Source organism: Streptomyces sp. NPDC050548 (genome assembly GCF_044457385.1).
Lineage (GTDB): Bacteria > Actinomycetota > Actinomycetes > Streptomycetales > Streptomycetaceae > Streptomyces.
In genome coordinates, this window is sequence record NZ_JBITGV010000008.1 from 208,691 (window position 1) to 231,877 (window position 23,187).

Below are 23,187 nucleotides of genomic sequence, written 5' to 3' on the forward strand. Positions count from 1 at the left end.
TCCGAATAGGTCTTGTCGGAGGAGGCAATTCCGGCTTAGCGTCCTTTGGGGGACACGGACGGGGTGGGTCCGGTCCGTAGGGGGGACACGTGGGGGGACCCGTGGCCAAACGCACCAGCAGCGTGCCTTTCGAGGCCGACCGCTCGGTGCCGGGCCTGATCGTGAAGTTCGGTGCCTATCCGCTGCATCACGGCGGGGTGGGCGCGATCCGCAGTCTCGGCCGTCTTGGCGTGCCGATGTATGCAATCACGGAGGACCGATACACGCCGGCCGCGGTATCCCGTTATCTGGAACGTGCGTTCGTCTGGCCGACGACCGGCACCGAGGAACCCGAACGACTCGTCGAGGGACTGTTGCGCATCGGGCGCCGCATCGGCCGTCGCACCGTCCTCATTCCCACCGATGAGGAGGCCGCCGTCCTGATCGCCGAGCACCAGGACGCGCTGACCGACCGCTTCCTGTTACCGCGCGTCGATCCGAAGCTGCCGCGCCACCTCGCCAGCAAACGGGGGCTGCACGAACTCTGCGTGGAACACGGCATCCCCAGCCCCACGGCCGCCTTCCCGCAGTCCTACGACGACATCGTCGACTTCGCGGAGAAGGCCCGCTTCCCGATCGTGGCCAAGAACCGGGAGGCGTTCGTACGACGCTCGCGGCCCGCGGTGAACGGCACGACGAAGATCACCACCCGCGAGGGACTGCTCGCGCTCGCCCGTGACTGGGGCGAGCACCCCGGCGTGATCCTCCAGGAGTACCTGCCGAGGGAGGAGGCCGAGGACTGGATCGTGCACGCCTACTTCGACCAGGACTCCACTCCGCTCGCCATGTTCACCGGCGTCAAAGTGCGCTCGTGGCCGCCGCATGCGGGGATGACGGCACATGCGTACGTGGTCGACAATCCGGAACTCTCGGATCTTGCCGCGCGTTTTATCAAACAGATCGGCTTCACCGGAATCATCGACCTCGACCTGCGCTTCGACCGGCGCGACGGTCAGTACAAACTGCTCGACTTCAACCCCCGCATGGGCGCCCAGTTCCGACTCTTCGAGAACGAGTCGGGGGTGGACGTCGTCCGCGCCATGCACCTCGACCTGACCGGCCGCCCTGTCCCGGAGGGGGAACAGCGCGCCGGCCACCGGTACATCGTGGAGAACATCGACCTGCCCGCCCTCCTCGCCTACCGCCGCAGCGGCTATACGACGCCGCACGCACCGGCGAGGGCGAGCGGGACCGAGCTGGCCTGGCTCGCGGGTGACGACCTGCGGCCGTTCTTCACGATGCTCGCTCGCTTCGTGCGGCCGGGCGCGAAGCATCTGTATCAGCTGTGGCGCACCAACCGGCGCGGCAGCGGCACGAGTGGCGGCAGCCAGCAATAGGCCTGGGGTCCAGTGACCTGTGGTCCAGTGGCCTGTGGTCCTGTGGCCAAGTAGCCAGTGGCCTGTGGCAGTTGGCGGCAGCTTCAGCACGAAGTGGCGAAATGACGTCCTGGGGAGGGACTTCGTGATTCAACCGGTAGCAATCATCGGCGCCGGCCCGTTCGGCCTGTCCACCGCCGCGCATCTGCGGGCGCGCGGCATCCCGGTCCGTGTGTTCGGCGAGCCGATGGTCAGTTGGCGTGACCACATGCCCGCTGGGATGCTCCTCAAGTCGACCCCCGCCGCCTCCAACTTCGACGCTCCGCAGCCCGGCCACAACCTCGTCGACTACTGCGACGCGGCCGGCATCCCCCGCCTGGTCACCGACGAGGACATCATCCCCATCGAGACCTTCATCGGCTACGGGGAGTGGTTCCAGCAGAAGCTGGTGCCCGAGCTGGAGCGGGTACGGGTCGTGTCGGTGGACCGGAACGTGGACCGGAACAAGGGCGGTGGCTTCGAACTCAAGCTGGATTCGGGGGAGTTGTTCACGGCCCGGGCGGTCGTGGTGGCGACCGGACTCTACGGCCTGGCCCACCTCCCGCCCGAGCTGGCCGCGGCGGCGGCCGACGGGCCCGCACCCACCGGTCCCGTCTCGCACAGCTCCCAGCACCACGACCTCAGCGGGTTCAAGGGCAAGGAGCTGATCGTCGTCGGCGCGGGCCAGTCCGCGTTGGAGACGGCGGTGCTCGCGGCGGAGGCGGGCGCGCAGGTTCGGATCGTCTCGCGCGGGCGGGGGCGGGTCGCCTTCGGTGCGGCGCCCTGGGAGCAGCCGAAGCTGCGTCCCGAGTCGCCGTTCGGGCGGGCGTGGTCGCTGTGGGCGCTGAGCTACTACCCGCAGCCGTACCGCTATCTCCCCGAGGGGACCCGCCACTACCTGGTGCGCCGGGTGCTCGGCCCGCTCGGCGCGTGGTGGCTGCGCGAGCGGTTCGAGGGGAAGGTGCAGGTCAGCGAGGTCGACCGGATCGTGCGGGCGGACTCGGAGGCGGGCAGTCCGGTTCTGACGGTCGGCACGCACGGCGGTGGTACCGAGCGCCTCGGCGCCGACCATGTCATCTCGGCGACGGGTTATCGGGTCGACATCGCGGCGATGGACTTCCTGGGCCATGAGCTGCGCACCCGGCTCGCGGTGAGCCGGGGTACGCCGAAGCTCGGTGCCGGGTATGTGTCCTCCGTGCCGGGGGTGTACTTCACGGGGCTGCCGGCCGCGTCGTCGTACGGGCCGGTGATGCGGTTCGTGTGCGGCACGGAGTTCGCGTCGCCGCGGTTGGCGAAGCATCTGGTGGCGGCGCACGGGTAGTTGACGGGTTGTCAGGTCTGGGTGATCGGCGATCGGGCGACGCGGAAGGTCGGGTGGCTTCGGCGGCGTACTGAGGCGCGGCAGCTCCAGTGCTCGTCGAACCATCCGCCGCCGGGTTCGTCGGGCCGTTCCTCGGAGTTGCCGCGGTGTCGGGCGATGTCGTCGAGCGGCCCGTAGCGGGGGGCGGTCGTCCTGGCGCGGCACGCGTACTCCCACTCGGCCTCGGTGGGGAGGCGGTTGCTGCCGGGTGCGGTGCTGGGGTGTTCGCCGGTGACCTGGGCGTACTGGGCCTGGGACGGGGAAGGTGCCGAGTTCGAAGGCGGCGAGGGCGACCGTCCAACTGCGTTACGTCAGCTTCAGGAGCATCGGGCGGAGGCGGGTCGCCAACTCCGGTGCGGGAACGTCCAGTTCGGTCGTGGCCGCGGTGATCGTCGCGGTCAGCGTGCGGCGGAGTTCCGGTGCGGTGTGGTGGCGGGTTGGCTTGTGGGGGGTGTGGCCGGTCGTGCGTGGTTCGCCTGCGGTTCGGTGTGGGTCGGTGCCGCGTCGGGGGTGTCCGTCCTCGGAACGGCGCGGAATCGGTCTTTCGAGATCGGGGGCGCGTTGACGCGCCAACCGCTGCGGGCGGACACCCCCCGACACGTCACCTTCTCGCCGTACGCGGCCGACTGCCCGCTGGGGTGCCGAACTCCGACTCCCGGACCGAAGGAGAGGTCCAGCTCCACCTACCCCGCAACAGGAACACCCGGAACACCCGGATGACGCTCGTGCCGCCGGTGCCGAGGTCCGTGTCCGACCAGCGGTCGCCGTCGTCGGCCTCGGGTGTGGTCGCGTTGTTCAGGGGTGAACATGTCTGGATGATGCATGCCGAGGGCTGTAGGTTCGGGCCGCCGATGTTCGAGTGACGGGGAATGCGGGGCCTGGAGTGGCACTGCTGGACACACTGCTGACAACGGGCGTCGGTGCGCTGTCCGCCACGGTGGGGGTCCTGGTCGGGGGCATCGTCACGCACCGGGCCCAGGACCGTCGGTGGCTGCGGGACAAACAGCTGCTCGCCTACCAGGAACTGATCAGCCACTACGCCAAGTTCACGATGACCATCAGCCGCGCGCATGCCGGCCGGCAGGGATGGGACTACGACTGGAGCGAGTGGAGCGCGGCCCTGACCCGCGCCGGCCTGGTCGCTCCCGCGGACGTCGCGACCGAGATCGACACCTTCGGCAAGGCCGTCAACGGGTTCCTGGACACGGTGGCGCGAGACCCGGCACGCGACTCGACGCGTGATCCGTTGAGCCAGGAGGAGTTCGCCCGGGCGAGCAGGGCGCCAGCCCGGGCGCAGGTGCAGTTGGTCAACGCGATGCGACGCTCACTGAGCAGAGACCAAAAGGCATTGTCCTTCGGGATAGGCGGATCCCTCGTGCGCACTTCCGACGACACCTGACAGGCAGGGCACGGCCCCCCGCCAGGGTCCGCCTTGCGACGTAGGTCCGCCGTCGGATGTGGCCGGGCGCCGCACGCCATAACCTCTCCACATGACGGCAGTTGACTCTCCACCCGACGGCCCCCGTAGTGCGGAGCGGCGCAAGCGTGAGGCGCTTGAACGGCTCGTGCGGGACAACGACGTATGGGTCGCCACCGCCGACGCCACCGGGGAACCGTGCCTTGTTCCCCTGGCCTTCTGGTGGGACGGCGAGGCGGTGTGGCTGTCCACCCGCGACACCAACCCGACCGGGCGCAACCTGTGCTCCTCGGGCCGGGTCCGGCTCTGCTTCGGCCACAGCCGGGACGTGGTCCTGGTCCACGGCACCGCGCGCGTGCTGACCCGCGAGGAGCTTCCGGCCGAGGTCGGCGACGCGTTTGCGGCCAAGGACGGCTGGGACCCTCGCGAGGATCACCCCTCGTACGTCTTCTTCCAGGTCACCCCGCAGGTGCTGCAGGCGTGGGGAACGGTTCCCGAGATGGCCGGACGGACCCTGATGCGTGACGGGAAGTGGCTGGTCTAGGGCGGGGACAAACACCGGACGAGTCACCCCGGTGGTTCTACGACCGGTAGCGGCCCAGCGTCTTCAACCCCGGCAGTGCCTTGTCGTCGAAGTCGAACAGGGCGAGGTTCTCCCACGCGTTGCCGGATGTCGGGTCGGTCGGGTCCCAGCCGTCGCCCTTGCGGTAGGTCCAGACGCCCTCCCAGTAGCAGTAGCCGAGGCCCTTGCCGTCGGGGACGTCCACCATCAGGTCCGCCACCGTGCGCAGCCACGCCGCCTGGCCCGCCGGGGTCGCCGGGTAGCCCTCCGTGAGCTGTGAGGGGTCGTACATGATGTCGTTCGTCGCGTCCTCGCTCTCCAGCGTGAACGGGTACGCCGTCTCCGCGATCAGCACCGGCTTGTCGTAACGGGCGGCCAGGTCCGCCAGGTTGGCCGCCGCTGCCGCCGGGGCGCCGTGCCAGAACGGGTAGTAGGACTGGGCGATGATGTCGAAGTCGACCCCGTCGGCCACCACGTTGTCGTACCACCAGCGGGACGTACCGTTGTCGCCGCCCGAGGCGATGTGGAGCATCGTGCGGATGCGGGGAGTGGTGTCGCGCGCCGCCGTCAGGCCCGCCTTCAGGAACGTCGTCAGGTTGCCCCAACCCCCGGCGTCGTCACCCCAGTTCTTGCCGGTGGGCCAGAGCAGGCCGCCGTTGATCTCGTTGCCGATCTGTACCAGGTCCGCCGGAGTGCCCTGGCGGCGCAACGCGCCCAGCACGTCGGCGGTGTGGTCGTAGACCGCCCTCGTCAGGCCCGCCACATCCAGGTCCGCCCAGGCGGCCGGCTTGGTCTGGTGGGCCGGGTCCGCCCACGTGTCGGAGTAGTGGAAGTCGACCCAGATGCCGATCCCGGCCCGGCGCAGCCGCTTCGCCAGCGGGAGGATGTGCTGCTTGTTGTTGTAGCCGTCCGCCGGGTTCACCCAGACCTTGAGGCGGGCGTGGGTGACCCCCGCGTCGGCCAGGATGCGGATCGGGTCGTCCCTGCGGCCGTCCGCCCGGCGGTACACCGCGCCGTACGCCTCGTCCTTGGGGAGCGACGAGATGTCCATCCCCCGGATCTCCAGCCGGCGCCGGTCGGCGGCCATCGCGGGCGCCGCGCCCAACACCGGTATCGCGAGCGCGGCGGCACCTACCGCACCGGCCGCCGTAAGAACACTGCGTCTGCGCATCACAAGACTTCCCTTCACCAAGTAACCAAAGAGACAAGCGAGTTGAGTTGAGCCGAGGTCAGCGCGGGTCGCGGAACACCTCCACGCCGCCCGCCGGTACCGCCGCTCGGCTCCCGTCCGGCAGCACCACCTTCACCTCGCTCCCGGTGTGGTTCACCGCGAAGCGGAACGTCCCCGACTCGCCCTCCCGTACGACGAGTTCGACATCGCGCGGCAGATCGACCGGCGTGATCCCCGCGTCCGCGAGGGCGAGGTCCACCACGGCGGCCAGGTCGGCGCCGGTCAACCGTGTCGCCAGGTACCACGCCGACCCCGACCCCACCGCGTGCCGCGTCAGCGCCGCCCCGCCCGCCGTACGGCCGTCCGCGAAGGACGCGACCGTCTCGCAGCCCGCACCCGGGATCACGACCTCCGACCACAGATCCGCCGTGTACGACGAACCGTCCGCACCCCGGACCGAGACCGTCTCCCCGGGCAGCAAGGGGTCGAACTCCTCGACCGTCAGGCCGAGTACGTCCCGCAGCGCCCCCGGATACGCGCCGGGATGCAGCGTGTCGTTCTCGTCGACGATCCCGGAGAAGAAGGAGACCAGCAGCGTCCCGCCGCGCGACACGTACCGCTCCAGGTCCGCCCCCACCCCGACCGGCGCCGAGTACAACTGCGGTACCACCAGCAGCGGATATCGGGACGGGTCCAAGTCCTCCAGCCCCGTCGGCGGCAGGAAGTCGACCGTCAAGTGCCGGTCGTAGAGCGCCTCGTAGAAGGAGTCCAGGCGTTCGCGCGCGTCCAGGTCCTGGCTCGGCCGCCACTCCAGGCTCTGCGCCCACCAGGAGTCCCACGACCACACCATCGCCACGTCACCGCGCGTTCGAGTGCCCCGCAGATCGGCGAGGCCCGCGACGCGTCGGCCGAGGTCCGTCACCTCGCGCCAACCCCGGTTGTCCGTACCGGAGTTCGCGAGCATCGCCGTATGGAACTTCTCCGCCCCCGACTGCGACTGCCGCCACTGGAAGAACATCGCGCCCTCGGAACCGCGCGCCACGTGCCCGAGTGAGTTGCGCGCCATCTCGCCGGGGCGTTTGGCCGGGTTGTACGGCTGCCAGTTGACCCCGGACGTCGCGTGTTCCAGGAGCAGCCACGGGCCGCCGCCCGCCACCGAGCGGGTCAAGTCGGCTGCCAGCGCCAGGTTCACGTGCGTGCGGCGGCCGTCGGTCATCAGGTAGTGGTCGTTGGTGACGAGGTCGACCTCCTTCGCCCAGGCCCAGTAGTCGACGGTCTGGCCCTGGCTCGGCGCGACCATGAAGTTGGTGGTGACGGGCACGCCGGGGGAGAGGCGGTGCAGGATGTCCCGCTCGGCGACGAAGTTGGCGCGGGCCTGTGCGTCGGCGAAGCGGTGGTAGTCGAGCTGCTGGGTGGGATTGCATACGGACGGGGTCGCGCGCGGCGGGGTGATCTCCTCCCAGTCGCCGTACTGCTGGCCCCAAAAGGCCGTCCCCCAGGCGTGGTTGAGGGCGTCGAGGGTGTCGTGGCGCTCACGCAGCCACCCTCGGAAAGCCGCCGCGCAGACATCGCAGTAGCAGGCGAGGACGGGGGCGCCGTACTCGTTGTGGACGTGCCACAGGACGACGGCCGGGTGGTTGCCGTAGCGCTCGGCCAACGCCCGCGTGATCGTCGTCGCCGCGGCACGGTAGTCGGGGTTCGAGTGGCAGATCGCGCCCCGCGAGCCGAAGGCGAGGCGCACGCCCTCCCGCGTCACCGGCAGCGCGTCGGGGTGCGCGCGGTAGAACCACGCCGGCGGCACCACCGTGGGCGTGCCGAGGTTCACCGCGATGCCCGCCCCGTGCAGCAGGCCGATCACCGTGTCCAGCCACTCCCAGTCGTACTCGCCCGGCCGCGGCTCCATCCGGGCCCAGGAGAAGACGCCGAGCGAGACCGCCGTGACACCGGCCTCCCGCATCAGCCGTACGTCCTCCTCCCAGACCTCCCGCGGCCACTGCTCGGGGTTGTAGTCACCTCCGAAGGCGAGCGGCAGACGGTCGTGGGGGACGGGGGACGGCATAGGTTCACTCCCGAAGTAGATGGCTGTTTCTGTGATCGTGCACATGGATGGTCGCGGCTCCAACCCATCAGCAACAAGTAGGTAACCCCAGGCGACACCCATTGACAAGGGTCCGAAACAATTCTCTACTGTGCACGGTCACAGAGCCGTGGACAGGCTCGCACTCAGTCAGGGGAGATGAAGATGTCGATCCACCGCCACCAGTTCAGCAGGCGCAGCATCCTTGCCGGGGCAGCAGCTGTCGGCCTCACCGGCACCCTCGCCGCCTGCGGCGGTTCCGACGACGACTCCGGCAAGAGCAGCGGGCCCGTCAAGCTGACCTACTGGTCCTGGGCGCCGAACATGGACAAGGTCGCCGCGATCTGGAACAAGAAGAACCCGGACATCACGGTCACCGTCTCCAAGCAGGCCGCCGGCAAGGACATCGTCTCCAAGCTGATCACCGCGAAGAAGGCGGGCAACGCCCCCGACCTGATCCAGGTCGAGTACCAGTCGCTGCCGACACTCGTGTCGAACGACGTCCTCGCCGACATCTCGAAGTACGCGAAGTCCGCCAAGTCCGAGTTCGCCGAGGGCCTTTGGGGCATGGTCACGCTCGGCACCGACGCCGTGTACGCGATACCGCAGGACTCCGGGCCGCTGATGTTCTTCTACCGCGAGGACCTGTTCAAGCAGCACAACCTGACCGTCCCCACCACCTGGGACGACTTCGCCAAGACCGCCCGCGCCGCCAAGAAGGCACTTCCGGACGCCTACTTGACGACGTTCTCCTCCAACGACCCCGGTCTGTTCGCCGGGTTGGCGCAGCAGGCCGGCGCCAAGTGGTGGACCGTGGGCGACGGCGGCAAGTGGACCGTGGGCATCGACGACGCGGCCACCAAGAAGGTCGCGGACTTCTGGGGCGGTCTGGTCCAGGAGGGCGTGATCGAGAACCAGCCGATGTACACGCCGGCCTGGAACAACGCGCTGAACAAGGGCACCAACATCGCCTGGGTCTCCGCCGTGTGGGCGCCCGGTGTGCTGGTCAGCTCGGCCCCCGACACCAAGGGCAAGTGGCGCATGGCGCCGCTGCCGCAGTGGAGCGCGGGCGAGAGCGTCACCGGCAGCTGGGGCGGCTCCTCCACCGGCGTCTCCACCGACACCAAGCACGCCGAGGCCGCGGCCAAGTTCGCGACCTGGCTGAACACCGACCCGGAGGCGCTGGCCGCCCTGGTCAAGGAGGTCGCCATCTACCCGGCGGCCACCAAGGGCCAGTCCGGCTCGGTGCTCACCCCGCCCGCGTTCTTCCCGAACCAGACCGACTTCTACGACACGGCCGCGAAGATCGCCGCGACCACGGCCGCCTCCGCCTGGGGCCCGAACGTCCAGGTCGCCTACGACACCTTCAGCGACGCGTTCGGCAAGGCCACCAAGGCGAAGAAGGCGGCCCAGTTCGACACCGCGCTCGCCACCATGCAGTCGGCGACCTTCACCGACATGAAGAAGCAGGGCTTCAAGGTGACCGAGGCATGACCGCCACTCCGCTCAAGGGCTCCGACCGCGCGTCGGCCGGGCCCTTGGCGGACGGCACCGCCACCACCGTCCGCCCCCGCAGCCCCCGCCGCCGTGGCCGTAGCGCGCCGTACTGGTTCCTCCTGCCGGCCGTGCTCCTGTTCGCCGCCTTCACCGTCGTACCGATCGGGTACGCGGTGTGGCTCAGTCTCCACAAGGTCCAGGTCAAGGGCATCGGCCTCGGCAAGGGCGCCCGCCAGCAGGTCTGGAACGGCATCGGCAACTACACCGACGTCCTGCACGACTCCGAGTTCGGCCACAGCGTCCTGCGCGCCTTCGGCTACGGCCTGATCGTCATCCCCACGATGCTCGGTCTGGCCCTGGTCTTCGCGCTGATGCTGGACACCCCGCGGGCGCGCAGCGCGAAGTTCGCCCGGCTCGCGATCTTCCTGCCGTACGCCGTCCCCGGCATCATCGCCGCCCTGATGTGGGGCTTCCTCTACCTCCCGACGGTCAGCCCCTTCTACTACATCCTGCGCGAGTTCAACCTCCCGCAGCCGGACCTGTTCGACGGCGGCAACCTGTACCTGTCCTTCGCGAACATCGCGGTGTGGGGCGGCACCGGCTTCAACATGATCGTCATCTACACGGCCCTGCGCTCGATCCCGCAGGAGATCTACGAGGCCGCGAAGATCGACGGTGCCTCCGACCTGAAGATCGCCCTGCGGATCAAGATCCCGATCGTGCTGCCCTCCCTCGTGCTCACGTTCTTCTTCTCGGTCATCGCCACCCTCCAGGTCTTCACCGAGCCCATGGCCCTCAAGCCGCTGACCAACGGCCTCTCCGGTTCCTGGAGTCCGCTGATGGCCATCTACGACAGCGCCTTCCTCAGGTCCGACATCTACGGCGCGTCCGCCACCGCGGTGGTCCTGGCCCTGGCGACCTTCGTGGTCTCCTTCACGCTGCTGCGCGTCTCCGACCGCTACACCCGGGAGGACCGGGCATGACCCCCCTCACCCTCACCGCCGTCGACACCAAGCCCAAGCGCACCGCCTGGGTGCCCACCCTGGTGCTGATCCTCGGCTCGCTGTACTGCCTGATCCCCGTGGCCTGGGTGGTCATCGCGGCCAGCAAGGGCCACGGCGAACTCTTCTCCACGTTCACCTTCGCCCCCGGCACCGGATTCCTCGACAACCTCAAGGAGCTGAGCTCCTACCGGGACGGCATCTACTGGGAGTGGATGGTCAACTCCCTGTTCTACGCGGGCGGCGGCGCCCTGCTCTCCGCCGCGGTCTCGGCCGCCGGCGGCTACGCGCTCGGCCGATTCGCCTTCAGGGGACGGGAGTTCGTCTTCAAGCTGATGCTGGCCGGCGTCCTCGTCCCGAGCATCGTCCTCACGGTCCCGCAGTACCTGCTCCTCTCGAAGCTGGGCCTGGCCGACTCGTACTGGTCGATGCTCCTCCCGTCGATCCTCTCCCCGTACGGCGTCTACCTCGTCCGTATCTACGCGGCGGCCTCGGTGCCGAACGAACTCCTCGAAGCGGCCCGCATGGACGGCGCGAGCGAGTGGCGGATCTTCTCGCGGATCGCGGTGCCGATGATGATGCCGGGCCTCATCACGGTGTTCCTGTTCCAGTTCGTCGGCATCTGGAACAACTTCCTGCTGCCGTACGTGATGCTCGCGGACGACAACAAGTTCCCGCTCACCCTGGGCCTTTACACCCTGCTCAACCAGGGCGCCTCCCAACCCGCCCTCTACACCCTGGTCATCATGGGCTGCTTCCTCGCGATCCTGCCGCTGATCGCGCTCTTCCTGGTGATCCAGCGCTTCTGGTCCCTGGACCTGCTGAGCGGCTCGGTCAAGGCGTGAGCGCTCCGCTGGGGGCGCGGTGATGGGCCGTAGCTCGGCTGCCGCGCCGTCGTGGCTGGTCGCGCCCACGCGGCGGTAGCGGCAAATCAAACGCAGCCCCGCGCCCCCATAGGGCGTTGCCGAACCGCTGCCGACTTCGCACGGCATGCCCAGGAACCGCGCAGCCTCCCCCCACAGCCGGCCGCCCCATCACGAACGAGGACCATGACCACCAGCTCGAACGGACGCCGCAAACCGCCCACCATCCACGACGTGGCCCGGGAGGCAGGCGTCTCCCGGGGGACCGTCTCCCGCTTCCTGAACGGCGGCCACTACGTCTCACCGGCCGCGCGCACCGCCGTGGAGACGGCGATCAGGAAGACGGGCTACGTCGTCAACCGGCACGCCCGCTCCCTGAGCACCGGACGGTCGGACTCGGTGGCGTTCCTCCTCACCGAGCCGCAGGAGAAGTTCTTCGAGGACCCCAACTTCAATGTCCTGCTGCGGGGTTGCACCGAACACCTGGCCCGCCACGACATCCCCCTGCTCCTGATGCTGGCCTCGTCCAGGGACGACCGCCGCCGCCTCACGAGGTACATCACCTCGGGCCACGTGGACGGCGTACTCCTCGTCTCCAACCACAGCGGCGACCCGGTCGCGGCCGAACTCCGCGACGCCGGCATCCCGTTGGTGGCCTGCGGCAAACCGCTCGGCCCCGCCTCCAAGTACAGCTACGTGGCCGCGGCCGACCGCGACGGCGCCCAGGAAATGGTCCGCCACCTCATCTCCCGCGGCAGACGCCGCATCGCCATGGTCACCGGCCCGCTGGACGCCCCCGGCGGCCCCGACCGTCTGGCCGGCTACCGGGACGTCCTCACCGAGGCAGGCCTCCCGCACGACCCGACCCTCGTGGTCGAGGGCGACTACCGCCGCGCGGGAGGCGAGGAAGCGGCCCGCAGACTCCTGGCTCAAGCCCCCGACATAGACGCGGTGTTCGTGGCGTCGGACCTGATGGCCCTCGGAGTCGTCAACACCCTTCAACAATCCGGCCGTTCGGTCCCGGATGACATCGCTGTCGGAGGCTTCGACGACTCGGCGGCGGCCACGGCGATCACCCCGGCCCTCACGACCATGCGCCAGCCCTACGACCGCATCAGCGCCGAGATGGTCCGCATGCTGCTCGCGCAGATCGCCGGCGAGGACACGGCGGGCGTGATCCTGCCCACCGAACTGGTGATCCGGGAGTCGGCATAACCGCCGTAACTGTCAAACCAACCGGAACTCGGGTCAACGGATGTGAAGGCAGCGGCCGTCCGGTTCGTGTCGAGTCGGTGGGGCGTTCCATCCGTATTCTCTGATCATGGCCGCACCCCTCGCATATGCACTGATCGCCACCGACCTGGACGGGACGCTGCTGCGCGGCGACGACACGCTTTCCGACCGGTCCCGCATCGCACTCGCGAGGGCGGCGGCGGCCGGCGCCCGGCACCTGGTCGTCACCGGCAGGCCCGCCCCGAGAGTGCGCCCGCTCCTCGAAGACCTCGGCAGCAGGGGGCTCGCGGTGTGCGGACAGGGCGCGCAGTTGTACGACGCCGGCGCGGACCGGCTGCTCTGGTCGGTCACCCTGGACAGGGAGTTGGCGGAGACCGCGCTCGGCAAGATCGAGGCGGAAGTGGGCCAGGTGTACGCGGCGGTCGACCAGGACGGGGTGGACGGCCTCACCCTCATCGAGCCCGGCTACCTGATGCCACACCCCACGCTTCCCGCGGTGCGGGTCGGCAGACGCGACGACTTGTGGTCCGAACCGATCAGCAAGGTGTTGCTCCGTCACCCGGCCCTGGAGGACGACGAGTTGGCGTCCACGGCGCGTTCGGTGGTCGGTTCCCTGGCCTCGGTCACCATGTCGGGCCCCGGCACCGTCGAACTCCAGCCACTCGGCATCACCAAGGCGACGGGCCTCGCCCTGGCGGCCCGCCACTTGGGCCTGACCCCGTCCGACACCATCGCCTTCGGCGACATGCCGAACGACATCCCGATGTTCGACTGGGCGGCCCACGGAGTGGCGATGGCCAACGCCCACCCCGAACTCAAGGCGGTGGCCGACGAGGTGACGTCCTCGAACGAGGACGACGGAATCGCGCTGGTCCTGGAAAGACTCCTCAGCTGAAGAGTCTTTTAGGGGCGCGGGGCTGTGTCAATTTGCGGCTCCGCCGCGCGGGCGCGACCAGCCACGACGGCGGTGCCACTCAAAACACAACCCGTCATGGCTGGTCCCACGTTTCTAGTAAGCCCCGTACACGTTGTCGATCGACCCATAAACCGCCGCAGCGTAATTGCAAGCAGCCGTGATGTTCGCAACCGGGTCATACGGATCGAACGAAGTCCCGGCAACGTGATACGCGTTGAACGTCGGGTCGATCACCTGGAGCAGCCCCTTGGACGGCGTACCCGCCGCCGCGTTGGAGTCCCAGTTGTTGATCGCGTACGGGTTCCCGGACGACTCACGGATCACGTTGCGGTAGATCCCGTTGTACGTCCCCGGAATCCCCTTCTGCGCCATGATCGCGAGCGACTCACGGATCCACCCGTCAAGGGTGTTGGGGTACCCGGCGACCGTGGTCGACGAGGTCGTCGCGGCCGACGCGGTGGTCGCCCCCACGACGGGCAGGGCGAGGATCGCGACACCGGTACCGGCGACAACGACACGGCGGACAAGGCGGGCGCGGCGGGACTGAGCGGATGCAGGCATGACGAGGTTCCTCTCCGTCGCCTGCGAGGTGAGCTGTCGGGTTCGGGCTGGGAGGTGCCCGGCCACGCCCTCACGGACGTGACTTAACCCCGAGCCGTCCCGGTCGTGGTGACCGGTCCGGCGACTTACCTGGGTCCCCCGCTCCTGCCGTGCGAGAAGTTCGTGACTGGGATGCCGGGCGGCGGCAGGATTCGGCGTTCCGCTCGACAGGCCCGGAAACTATGCGAGAGCACATGTCCGGAACAAGTGGCGGAATCACACCTAACCCCTATTGACCTTGGTCTGAGGCGTATGGGGCACTTGATCCTTTGCGTAAGCCAAGGTTCAACTGTCAATAACCGCAAGGGGAAACGTAAAAACACAGGACCACAGGTCACGCACAGAAATACGTGACCCAACTCACGGCAGGATGAAGAGCGGCAAATCGGGCATTCAGCCTCAACTGGCAGTTCTCGGAACCTTTTTCTCCCAAGTGCGGTGGAAGATCACCTCGTCGCCCTCGGTGCAGATCACCTCGTTCGAGGTAATAAAGTCCGTTTCGTCGCAAGTAATCTCCGACCGCGTCTGCACGGTCGTGTCCCATCCGAGCTCCGGCCGATGCAGCCGGATCGTCCAGTCGGACCGCGTACGGGCGGACAACGGATCCGACTCGTCGATCGTGTACGTCTCCAGCGCGTCCTCGGTGAACTCAAGCCCGTCCGGATACACACGCGTGCCCCCGTACCGGGGATCCACCTCCAGCCGCCACTCGCCCTTCGCCACATCCCGCACGACCAGCCGCTCGGGCCGCGGCTCGTCCAGCGTGGCCGGGTAGTTGACCCCGATGGGCGCGGCCTCCTCGGGCTCGTCGAACCTAATGGCAGGCCCCAACTCCTGCTCCCGAACGGGGAGTTCCATCGCACTCCCCTCCGGATCCAGCGTGAACCCCGCCCCCGACTCCGGCTGCGGCCAGATCCACGGCCAGTACGCCGACGACACGGCGAGCCGGATGCGATGCCCCGGCGGAAAGGCGTGCCCGATGGCGTTCAGCTCGAAGGTCACGTCCTCCGTGGCACCCGGCGTCCACGGCACCGCCAAGTCCCGCCCGTACCGGGCCGACAGGTTCAGCACACCCCGGGTGACCAGCGTCGAGGAACCGTCCGGAGCGACATCGCACAGCCGCGCGATCACCTGCCCGCGCGGCACACCGCAGGTCAGCCGCAGCCGCACCCTCGGCCGCCCCAGCACCCATGTGTCGGCCGGCACCTCGAACTCGAAGCACGCCGACCGCGCGTCCTCGTCCCGCTGGTCCGGCGGCAGATCGGCGTCGTTCCCGAACGGGAAGAAACGGCCCGCGTCCACACCGGTGTGCATGGGGGAACGGACAAGGACGGGCGCGCCCCGGAGGCCGTACGTCGTCGTCTTCACGTGCGGCGAGGGCCACGCGGGCTCGCCGACCCAACGGCCCGGCAGGGTGTCGTAGACCGTGGCCGGAGGATGCGATTCGCTGACGTAGGCGCGCAGGAGCGGATCGGTGGCCACCCCCGTGTCCTCGCCCTTCAGCCAGTGGTCCCACCAGCGCAGCGTCTCCTGGAGGAAGCCGATCGCGGGTCCTGGCGGCAGCCCCCGGTCCGGGTACTGGTGGGACCACGGGCCGATCAATCCGCGCACCCGCTCCGGCGGGAGGTGCTGGACGAGCCGTAGGACCGTGTCGCGGTACGGGTCGTGCCAGCCGCCCACCGCGAGGACGGCGGCGTTGATCGCGCCGTAGTCCTCGCAGACGCTGCCGTGCTTCCAGTAGTCGTCACGGAGCTGGTGGGCGAGCCAGGTGTGGATGAACGGGTCGATCTGTTCGAGGCGCTTGAGCCACATGTCGCGCCAGACCAGGCCCGCGTACTCGGGGTCCGGCGGGCGCGCGACGAAGGCGAGCATGGTGGCCGCCCAGGCGTGCAGGTCGACGGCGAGGGCCGAACCGCCCATGTAGTGCACGTCGTTGTCGTAGCGGTCGTCGGTCGAGCAGACGGTGACGATCGCCTTCAGGGGTTCGGGGGCGAGGGCGGCGATCTGGAGGGAGTTGAAGCCGCCCCAGGAGATCCCGAACATGCCGACCTTGCCCGTGCACCAGGGCTGCGCGGCAAGCCAGTTGACGACCTCGACGCCGTCGGCCAGCTCCTGGGCGTCGTACTCGTCGCCGGGCGCGCCCTCGCTGTTGCCGTGGCCCCGGACGTCCACGCGGACGGAGGCGTAGCCGTGGCCCGCGTACCAGGGGTGGCGTTGGGCGTCCCGTGGCGCGGTCCAGTCGGTCAGGCGGTACGGGAGGTATTCGAGGAGCGCCGGTACGGGTTCGTCCGTCAGCGGGCGCCACACGCGCGCGTAGAGGCGTGTTCCGTCCGCGAGAGGGATGCGGATGTCCTCGTGGGCCGTCTCGTGGGGGAAGGACGTACGGATGCGCATGGGGACCCCTGGGTTCAGTGGACCGGGTGCATGGTGCGGCGCAGCCAGGGCGCGGCGGCCATCACCGCGAGGCCCGCGGCCACCGCGAGCGCGCCGTTGACGCCGAAGTAGGCCGGTTTGGAGACGTCGTCGTAGAGCTTCACCGTCTGGGCCTGGATGCCGTTCGCGAGGGCGAGGGACAGGAACCAGAGGGACATGGTCTGGCTGGAGAACGCGGCCGGGGCGAGCTTGGTGGTGGCCGACATGCCCGAGGTCTCCAGGAGGATGTCGCCGAGGCCGAGCAGGAAGTACGAGCCGACGATCCACCAGGCCGACATGCGGTAGGCGTCGCCGCTGTGCCCGCTGGTCGGCAGCACCATCAGCAGGAAGGAGAGGCCCCCGAGGACGACCCCGATCGCGATCTTGTTGGAGGCATGCGGCTGGTTGCGGCCCATGCGGACCCAGACCGCGGCGACCACGGGCGCGAGCCCGACCTCGAAGGCGCCGAGCGCGCTCGCGTACCAGCTCGCGGGGAAGTCGAAGCCCAGGATGGTCGTCTCGGCGTTCGACGCGGCCAGCAGCATCATCGTCGAATAGGCCTGGAAGAGAATGAAGTTGAAGACCGTGGAGGCCAGGAACAGCACGATGTACGGGCGCAGTCGGCCGCGTTCCTCGGGGGTCACGCGCGGGCTCGCGAACATCACCGCGAAGTACACGACGGGCGCGATCACCGAGATGACTGTCAGCAGGTCGACGAAACGGCCCATGGTGAGCCATCCGGCGAGGGCCAGGCCGGTCGCGAGCACGGCGGCCACCAGGATGCCTACGACGATCAGCCGCACCGCGCGGCGCAGCGCGTCCGGTGCGAGTGCGAACTCGGCGGTGTTCTTGCGGCCTGCGAGGTGACGGCGTCCGGCGACGTACTGGATCAGTCCGAAGGTCATGCCGATCGCGGCGGCCGAGAAGCCCCAGTGCCAGCCCTCGTGGTCGCCGAGCCAGCCGGTGATCAGCGGGCCCGCGAAGGCGCCGATGTTGATCGCCATGTAATAGAGCGCGAAACCGGCGTCCCGGCGGTCGTCGTCGGTGCGGTAGAGCTTGCCGACCATGGTGGCCACGTTGGGCTTGAGGAGGCCGGTGCCGGCGCTGATGAGGCCGAGGCCCACCCAGGTCATCGTGCCTGTGGGGACCGCCATCGCGTAGTGCCCGCAGGCGATGAGGATCCCGCCCCACAGGACCGCGCGGTACGAGCCGAGGATGCGGTCGGCGAGCCAGCCGCCCGCGACCGAGACGAGATAGACCAGGGTTCCGTAGGCTGCGGATACGGATGCGGCCGTTCCGGACGACATGCCCATGCCGCCGTGCGCGACGGTATCCGCGAAGTAGAGGACGAGGATGGCCTGCATGCCCAGGAACGAGAAACGCTCCCAGACCTCAAGACCGGAGAGCGTGAGCAGGCCCTTGGGCTGGCCGAGGAAGGCGTGGTCGTCCTCGGGCGGCGGCCGGCCGCCGGGCTCGGCTTCGAGTGCGGTTCGGGACACCATCCGCGGCTTCCACCTAAATAGATAGTTATCCGTTCATATCAGGTGATCAAAAACATACCGGTCGTGATCCGATACCGCCCGGCCTGGACTGTGGTGGGTGGCACCTGTGATCGAAAGCCGACCGGATACGCTGACTTGAGTGAAGGCAGCGACCTATCGACAATCCGTGTGACCGCCCAGGGACACCAGCAGACAGGAGACCCCTCGTGACCGTCGTCGGGCCGTTCGGGCTGAGCGTGCGGGACCAGGCTCTGGAAGCCGATGTCCAGGCCGGAATGGCGGCAGTCGAGGAGGGTCTGCTCGAAGCCACCAAGAGCGAGGTGCCCTTCATCACGGAGGCCGCCCAGCATCTCGTGCGCGCGGGCGGGAAGCGGTTCAGGCCGCTCCTCGTCATGCTCGCCGCACAGTTCGGCGATCCCTACGCGCCGGGTGTCGTGCCCTCGGCCGTCGTCGTCGAGCTGACCCATCTCGCCACGCTCTACCACGACGACGTGATGGACGAGGCCGCCGTGCGCCGGGGCGTGGAGAGCGCCAACACCCGCTGGGGCAACTCGGTCGCGGTCCTCACCGGCGACTTCCTCTTCGCGCGCGCGTCGCACACCCTGGCCGACCTCGGCCCCGAGGCGGTGCGCGTGCAGGCCGAGGCGTTCGAGCGTCTGGTCACCGGCCAGATCCTGGAGACCGCGGGCCCCTCCGACGGGCGCGATCCGGTCGAGCACTACCTCGACGTGCTCGGCGGCAAGACCGGCTCCCTGGTCGCGGTCGCCTGCCGGTTCGGCGCGATGATGTCCGGCTGCGACGAGACCGTCGTCGACGTCCTCACCCAGTACGGCGAGCGGCTCGGCGTCGCCTTCCAGCTCGCCGACGACGTCCTGGACATCGCCTCCGACGGCCACGAGTCCGGCAAGACCCCCGGCACCGACCTGCGCGAGGGCATCCCCACCCTCCCGGTGCTACGGCTCCGGGAGCGCGCGGACCGCCTCGGTCTCGCCGAGGACATCGCCCTGTGCGAACTCCTCGACTCCGACCTCACGGACGACGACCGCCTCGCCGAGGCCATCGCCCGGCTCCGCGACCACCCGGCCCTGGAGCAGGCCCGCCGCGACACCGTCCGCTACGCGGAGGACGCCCGCGCGGCCCTCGCCCCGCTCCCCGAGTGCGACGCCAAGGTCGCCCTTCTGGAGATGTGCGACGCGGTGGTGCACCGCGCGGGCTGAGCCCGTTCAGTAGCCGCTCCCTCCCGTGCTGCCGGAGGAGGTGGCGGCCGTGGCCTTCGCTCCGGTGGGCGTCACCGCCCACCAGGTGCCGTCCACGCCCTGGCCGTAGGCCTCCTTGGGCTGGTCGTCCTTGGCGTACCGGTAGAGGGGCCAGCCGGCCAGCGTGAGCTGGGAGGTCCCGTCGGAGCGCTTGACCGTCGAGACGAGCTTCTTGTCGATGCCCTTGACGGTGACGGAGCCCTTGGCGGTCGCGGCGGGCCAGACCACGGCGCAGGTGCCGTAGCAGCTGACCTTCGTCGGGTGGATCGAGTCGGCGTCGAAGCGGTAGAGGACATAGCCCTTGCTGTCGGTCACGACGGTGCCCACCTTGTCGACCTTGGCGGTCATGAGGGTCGTCCCGGTGGTGACCGCGGCCGGAGTGCCGGCCGAGCCGCCGCTTCCACCGCCGCCGCTGCTTCCGCATCCGGCGAGCGCGAGTGCCAGGACCGCGGCGCCCGTGGCCGCGTATCCGGTGAGGTGCTGGGTGGCGTGCATGGCGACCCCTTCGGTCGATGCGATGTGCTGCCACCCATATGTACGGATTCAGGACGGTTTCTACTCGATGCCGGTCACCTGCCCTGTGCGGGCGTCGTCTTCCCCCTAGGGGTTTCGAGGAGGCGCCGCCTCCGTGTGTCATACCCCAGGCGTACGCGGAGTTGGCTCCCGGGTCTGACGCTTATCCCCGGTGGATTTGGTCAGATGGAGAACACGGAAATCACCACTCCTCACCGATTCGGGTGAGAATGGCGGCGCAGGGTGGGACACGCAGAAGACGGACCGGCCGCCGCCGACGACGGAGGTAAGGCAGACATGGCACCGTACGAAACCGACGACAGCACGGACGCCGGAGAGCGCGACGAGCTCCGGTCCGGGCGGCGCAGGGCGGCGCGGTACATCGTCCCGGCCACCGTGGTGGGGGTGGCGGCGGCGACGATCGGGCTGGTCCCGGCGCTGGCCGACTCCGGCGACCCGAATCTCCCGAAGATCACCGCACAGCAGCTCCTCGACAAGGTCGCCAAGTCGGACGTCCAGCAGCTGTCCGGCACGGTGAAGATCAGCACGGACCTCGGCCTGCCCGACCTCGGCGGCCTGGAGAGCGGCATGCTGTCCGGCGCCACGAAGTCCGGCGACGGCTCCTCCGCGGACCCGACCGGCAAGCTCACCGAGCTGGCCTCCGGCAGTCACACCCTGCGCGTCGCGGCCGACGGCCCCGACAAGCAGAAGGTCTCCCTCCTGGAGAACGCGGCGGAGTACAGCCTCATCCACAACGGCAAGGACGTCTGGGGCTACGACAGCCAGTCGAACGAGGTCTACCACGCCACGACCGCCGCCGACACGTCCAAGAGCGACGAGACCAGGGCCACGCCCAAGGGCCTCACCGACGAGGCGCTGAAGTCGGTCGACGACACCACCTCGGTCACGGTCGACGGCACCGAGCACGTCGCGGGCCGCGACGCCTACAAGCTGCTGATCAAGCCCAAGCAGTCCGGCACGACGGTCGGCGCGATCAGCATCGCGGTCGACGCGAAGACCGGTCTGCCGCTCAAGTTCACGCTCACCCCGGCGAGCGGCGGCGCGGCCGTCGTCGACGTCGGCTTCACCCAGCTCAGCCTCGCCAAGCCGGCCGCCTCCACCTTCGACTTCAAGGTGCCCAAGGGTGCGAAGGTCACTACGGAGGACAGCGCGGAGAAGGCGACCCCGGACCACTCCGCCCCGTTCGGCAAGAACGACAAGACGGATAAGACGGATAAGGGTCTCGGCAAGAGCGCCGACGATCCCACGGTCATCGGCAAGGGCTGGAACTCCATCGCCGTCTTCGAGACCGGCGGCCAGGGCATCCCGACCGGCGGCTCCTCGTCCGGCGGCGGCGACCTCGGCGGCTTCCTCAGCTCGCTCGGCGACCAGGTGAAGGGCTCCTTCGGTTCGGGCACGGTCTACTCGACCCGGCTGATCAACGCCCTGGTCACCGACGACGGCAAGGTCTACGTCGGCGCGGTCACCAAGAGCGCGCTGGTGAAGGCGGCCGACGCGGCGAAGTAGGCACGTACCTTGTGGAGCACGGGAATCGAGGGAGCCGATGGACGAACCGTCCGCTGAGCAGACGGAACAGGCGGACGCGGGTGGCGGCGGCATCATCGCCACCCGCGGCCTCACCAAGCGCTTCCGCGGCGGACAGCTCGCCGTGGACGGTCTCGACCTGACCGTCCCGGCGGGCAGCGTCTTCGGCTTCCTCGGTCCCAACGGCTCCGGCAAGACCACCACCATCCGCATGCTGATGGGCCTGATCGAACCCACCTCCGGCACGGCCCGCGTCCTCGGCCGCCCCATGCCGAGATCCGTCCGCACGGTCCTGCCGCACGTCGGCGCCCTCATCGAGGGCCCCGCCCTCTACGGCTTCCTCTCCGGCCGCGACAACCTCCTGCGCTACGACGCCGCCGACCCGACCGCCGACCCGCGCACCCGGCGGACCCGCGTCGCCGCCGCCCTCGACCGGGTCGGACTGACCGCGGCCTCCGGCAAGAAGGCCAAGGCCTACTCCCTGGGCATGAAGCAGCGCCTGGGCCTCGCCTCCGCACTGCTCCAGCCCCGCAAGCTGCTCGTCCTGGACGAGCCGACCAACGGCCTCGACCCGCAGGGCATGCGCGAAATCCGCTCCCTGATCCGGGAGTTGGCGTCCGACGGCACGACGGTCTTCCTCTCCTCCCACCTCCTGGACGAGATCGAGCAGGTCTGCACCCACGCGGCGGTCATGGCCCAGGGCAGACTGATCACCCAGGGCTCGGTGACCGAGCTGGCCGCAGGCACGAGGGGGCGGCTGGTCGTGACGACCCCCGACACCGGCGACGCGGCACGCGTGCTGAAGGAACAGGGGCTGGCCGACGTGGTCGTGGCCGAGGAACGGGTGACGGCGGAGCCGCCGGACCGTGAACTCGCCGAGGTGAACAAGGCGTTGGTGACCGCCGGGGTCCGCGTCCGCGGCTTCGGCGTCGAACGGGCCTCCCTGGAGGACGCGTTCGTGGCGCTCACGGGGGAGGGCTTCGATGTCGCAGGCTGAAGTGCTGCGCAGAGTCAGCCCGTTGTGGACCTTCGGACTGCTGCGCAGCGAGCTGGTCACCACGTTCCGCCGCTGGCGCACCCTCGCCCTGCTCGGCGTCCTGGCCGCCGTGCCGATCCTGGTCGGCATCGCGGTCAAACTGGAGACCCAGGACGGGTCCGGGCCCGGCCGCGGGGACGGCGGGGGAGGGCCGGCGTTCATCGCGCAGATCACCAACAACGGCCTGTTCCTGGTGTTCACCGCCCTGGCCGCGACCCTCCCGTTCTTCCTCCCCATGGCGATCGGGGTCGTCGCGGGCGACGCGATCGCCGGCGAGGCGAGCGGCGGCACCCTGCGCTATCTCCTGGTGGCCCCGGCCGGCCGCACCCGCCTGCTGCTCACCAAGTACGCGACGGTGATGACGTTCTGCCTGGTGGCGACCCTGGTCGTGGCGCTCTCGGCGCTCACGGTCGGGGCGCTGCTCTTCCCGCTCGGCGACCTGACGACGATCTCCGGCACCCAGATCAGCTTCGCGGACGGTCTCGGCCGGGCGCTGCTGATCGCGCTGGTGGTCGCCGCCTCCCTCATCGGCGTAGCGGCCCTGGGGCTCTTCGTCTCGACGATGACGAGCAGCGGCATCGCGGCGATGGCGACGACCGTGGGCCTGCTGATCACCGTCCAGATCCTCGACCAGATCCCCCAACTGCACGCGCTCCAGCCGTACTTCTTCTCCCACTACTGGCTGTCCTTCGCCGACCTCATGCGCGACCCGGTCTACTGGGACGACCTGGTGAAGAACCTCGGCCTGCAGGTTCTCTACGCGGCGGTGTTCGGCTCGGCGGCCTGGGCGAGGTTCACGGCGAAGGACATCACGGCGTAGGCGTCACGGCAC

General features: G+C 69.4%; 20 protein-coding genes, 1 pseudogene and 1 riboswitch. Of the genes and pseudogenes, 13 read left to right on the forward strand and 8 right to left on the reverse strand.

Going from position 1 to position 23,187, the window contains the following annotated elements:
• The first annotated feature begins 101 nt into the window (after positions 1-101).
• Both ACIBJH_RS23380 and ACIBJH_RS23385 read left to right on the forward strand, forming a co-directional pair.
• Positions 102-1,376, forward strand: a complete 1,275-nt coding sequence (locus ACIBJH_RS23380) for an ATP-grasp domain-containing protein (RefSeq protein ID WP_399118782.1) — start codon at positions 102-104, stop codon at positions 1,374-1,376.
• Between the two features lie 124 nt (positions 1,377-1,500).
• Positions 1,501-2,715, forward strand: coding sequence for an NAD(P)-binding domain-containing protein (locus tag ACIBJH_RS23385; RefSeq protein ID WP_399118783.1), 1,215 nt, complete (start codon positions 1,501-1,503; stop codon positions 2,713-2,715).
• Positions 2,716-2,726: 11 nt separating this feature from the next.
• Here ACIBJH_RS23385 and ACIBJH_RS23390 read toward each other — a convergent pair.
• Both ACIBJH_RS23390 and ACIBJH_RS23395 read right to left on the reverse strand, forming a co-directional pair.
• A pseudogene (locus ACIBJH_RS23390) lies at positions 2,727-3,060 on the reverse strand (SUMF1/EgtB/PvdO family nonheme iron enzyme); the annotation flags it as partial.
• On the reverse strand, positions 3,061-3,354 hold the full coding sequence (locus ACIBJH_RS23395) for a hypothetical protein (RefSeq protein WP_399118784.1): 294 nt from the start codon (positions 3,352-3,354) through the stop codon (positions 3,061-3,063).
• 283 nt (positions 3,355-3,637) lie between these two features.
• Between ACIBJH_RS23395 and ACIBJH_RS23400 the strand changes: the two genes are divergently transcribed.
• On the forward strand, positions 3,638-4,153 hold the full coding sequence (locus ACIBJH_RS23400; RefSeq protein ID WP_399118785.1) for a hypothetical protein: 516 nt from the start codon (positions 3,638-3,640) through the stop codon (positions 4,151-4,153).
• Between the two features lie 91 nt (positions 4,154-4,244).
• Entirely contained in the window at positions 4,245-4,715 is a 471-nt protein-coding gene (locus ACIBJH_RS23405; protein ID WP_399118786.1) for a pyridoxamine 5'-phosphate oxidase family protein, read from the forward strand.
• Positions 4,716-4,752: 37 nt separating this feature from the next.
• Here the strand turns inward: ACIBJH_RS23405 and ACIBJH_RS23410 are convergent, their stop codons facing one another.
• Positions 4,753-5,904, reverse strand: coding sequence for an arabinogalactan endo-beta-1,4-galactanase (locus ACIBJH_RS23410; RefSeq protein ID WP_399118787.1), 1,152 nt, complete (start codon positions 5,902-5,904; stop codon positions 4,753-4,755).
• 58 nt (positions 5,905-5,962) lie between these two features.
• Entirely contained in the window at positions 5,963-7,963 is a 2,001-nt protein-coding gene (locus tag ACIBJH_RS23415) for a beta-galactosidase (protein WP_399118788.1), read from the reverse strand.
• A gap of 177 nt (positions 7,964-8,140) precedes the next feature.
• Between ACIBJH_RS23415 and ACIBJH_RS23420 the strand changes: the two genes are divergently transcribed.
• From ACIBJH_RS23420 to ACIBJH_RS23440, 5 genes are all read left to right on the forward strand, one after another.
• A complete protein-coding gene (locus ACIBJH_RS23420) occupies positions 8,141-9,475 on the forward strand; it encodes an ABC transporter substrate-binding protein (RefSeq protein WP_399118789.1) in 1,335 nt (444 codons plus the stop codon).
• Positions 9,472-10,461, forward strand: a complete 990-nt coding sequence (locus tag ACIBJH_RS23425; protein WP_399118790.1) for a carbohydrate ABC transporter permease — start codon at positions 9,472-9,474, stop codon at positions 10,459-10,461. The genes ACIBJH_RS23420 and ACIBJH_RS23425 overlap by 4 nt, the downstream gene beginning before the upstream one ends.
• Entirely contained in the window at positions 10,458-11,324 is an 867-nt protein-coding gene (locus ACIBJH_RS23430) for a carbohydrate ABC transporter permease (protein WP_399118791.1), read from the forward strand. The genes ACIBJH_RS23425 and ACIBJH_RS23430 overlap by 4 nt, the downstream gene beginning before the upstream one ends.
• A gap of 204 nt (positions 11,325-11,528) precedes the next feature.
• Positions 11,529-12,557: a LacI family DNA-binding transcriptional regulator gene (locus tag ACIBJH_RS23435; protein WP_399118792.1), complete on the forward strand. Its 1,029-nt coding sequence runs from the start codon at positions 11,529-11,531 to the stop codon at positions 12,555-12,557.
• Between the two features lie 106 nt (positions 12,558-12,663).
• The gene (locus ACIBJH_RS23440; RefSeq protein WP_399118793.1) at positions 12,664-13,470 is read left to right on the forward strand and encodes an HAD family hydrolase; all 807 of its coding nucleotides are present in this window, start codon (positions 12,664-12,666) and stop codon (positions 13,468-13,470) included.
• Between the two features lie 114 nt (positions 13,471-13,584).
• On the opposite strand, the gene ACIBJH_RS23445 is transcribed toward ACIBJH_RS23440, so the two are convergent.
• From ACIBJH_RS23445 to ACIBJH_RS23455, 3 genes are all read right to left on the reverse strand, one after another.
• Entirely contained in the window at positions 13,585-14,052 is a 468-nt protein-coding gene (locus tag ACIBJH_RS23445) for a transglycosylase SLT domain-containing protein (RefSeq protein ID WP_200711651.1), read from the reverse strand.
• Positions 14,053-14,057: 5 nt separating this feature from the next.
• Positions 14,058-14,259: riboswitch (cyclic di-AMP (ydaO/yuaA leader) on the reverse strand.
• Between the two features lie 231 nt (positions 14,260-14,490).
• Positions 14,491-16,485, reverse strand: a complete 1,995-nt coding sequence (locus ACIBJH_RS23450; RefSeq protein WP_399118794.1) for a CocE/NonD family hydrolase — start codon at positions 16,483-16,485, stop codon at positions 14,491-14,493.
• Between the two features lie 14 nt (positions 16,486-16,499).
• Positions 16,500-18,005, reverse strand: coding sequence for a peptide MFS transporter (locus tag ACIBJH_RS23455; protein ID WP_399118795.1), 1,506 nt, complete (start codon positions 18,003-18,005; stop codon positions 16,500-16,502).
• Positions 18,006-18,211: 206 nt separating this feature from the next.
• On the opposite strand from ACIBJH_RS23455, the gene ACIBJH_RS23460 reads away from it, so the two are divergent.
• On the forward strand, positions 18,212-19,222 hold the full coding sequence (locus ACIBJH_RS23460) for a polyprenyl synthetase family protein (RefSeq protein WP_399118796.1): 1,011 nt from the start codon (positions 18,212-18,214) through the stop codon (positions 19,220-19,222).
• A gap of 6 nt (positions 19,223-19,228) precedes the next feature.
• Here ACIBJH_RS23460 and ACIBJH_RS23465 read toward each other — a convergent pair whose 3' ends face one another.
• Positions 19,229-19,756, reverse strand: a complete 528-nt coding sequence (locus ACIBJH_RS23465) for a hypothetical protein (protein WP_399118797.1) — start codon at positions 19,754-19,756, stop codon at positions 19,229-19,231.
• Positions 19,757-20,071: 315 nt separating this feature from the next.
• Here ACIBJH_RS23465 and ACIBJH_RS23470 point away from each other — a divergent pair, with 315 nt between their 5' ends.
• The 3 genes from ACIBJH_RS23470 to ACIBJH_RS23480 are packed head-to-tail and all read left to right on the forward strand — an operon-like array spanning position 20,072 to position 23,175.
• Positions 20,072-21,301 (forward strand): outer membrane lipoprotein carrier protein LolA, encoded by a 1,230-nt coding sequence (locus tag ACIBJH_RS23470; RefSeq protein WP_399118798.1) that lies wholly within the window; start codon positions 20,072-20,074, stop codon positions 21,299-21,301.
• A 37-nt stretch (positions 21,302-21,338) separates the two neighbouring features.
• Positions 21,339-22,316 (forward strand): ABC transporter ATP-binding protein, encoded by a 978-nt coding sequence (locus ACIBJH_RS23475; protein ID WP_399118799.1) that lies wholly within the window; start codon positions 21,339-21,341, stop codon positions 22,314-22,316.
• A complete protein-coding gene (locus ACIBJH_RS23480) occupies positions 22,303-23,175 on the forward strand; it encodes an ABC transporter permease (RefSeq protein WP_399118800.1) in 873 nt (290 codons plus the stop codon). The genes ACIBJH_RS23475 and ACIBJH_RS23480 overlap by 14 nt, the downstream gene beginning before the upstream one ends.
• Positions 23,176-23,187 lie beyond the last annotated feature (12 nt).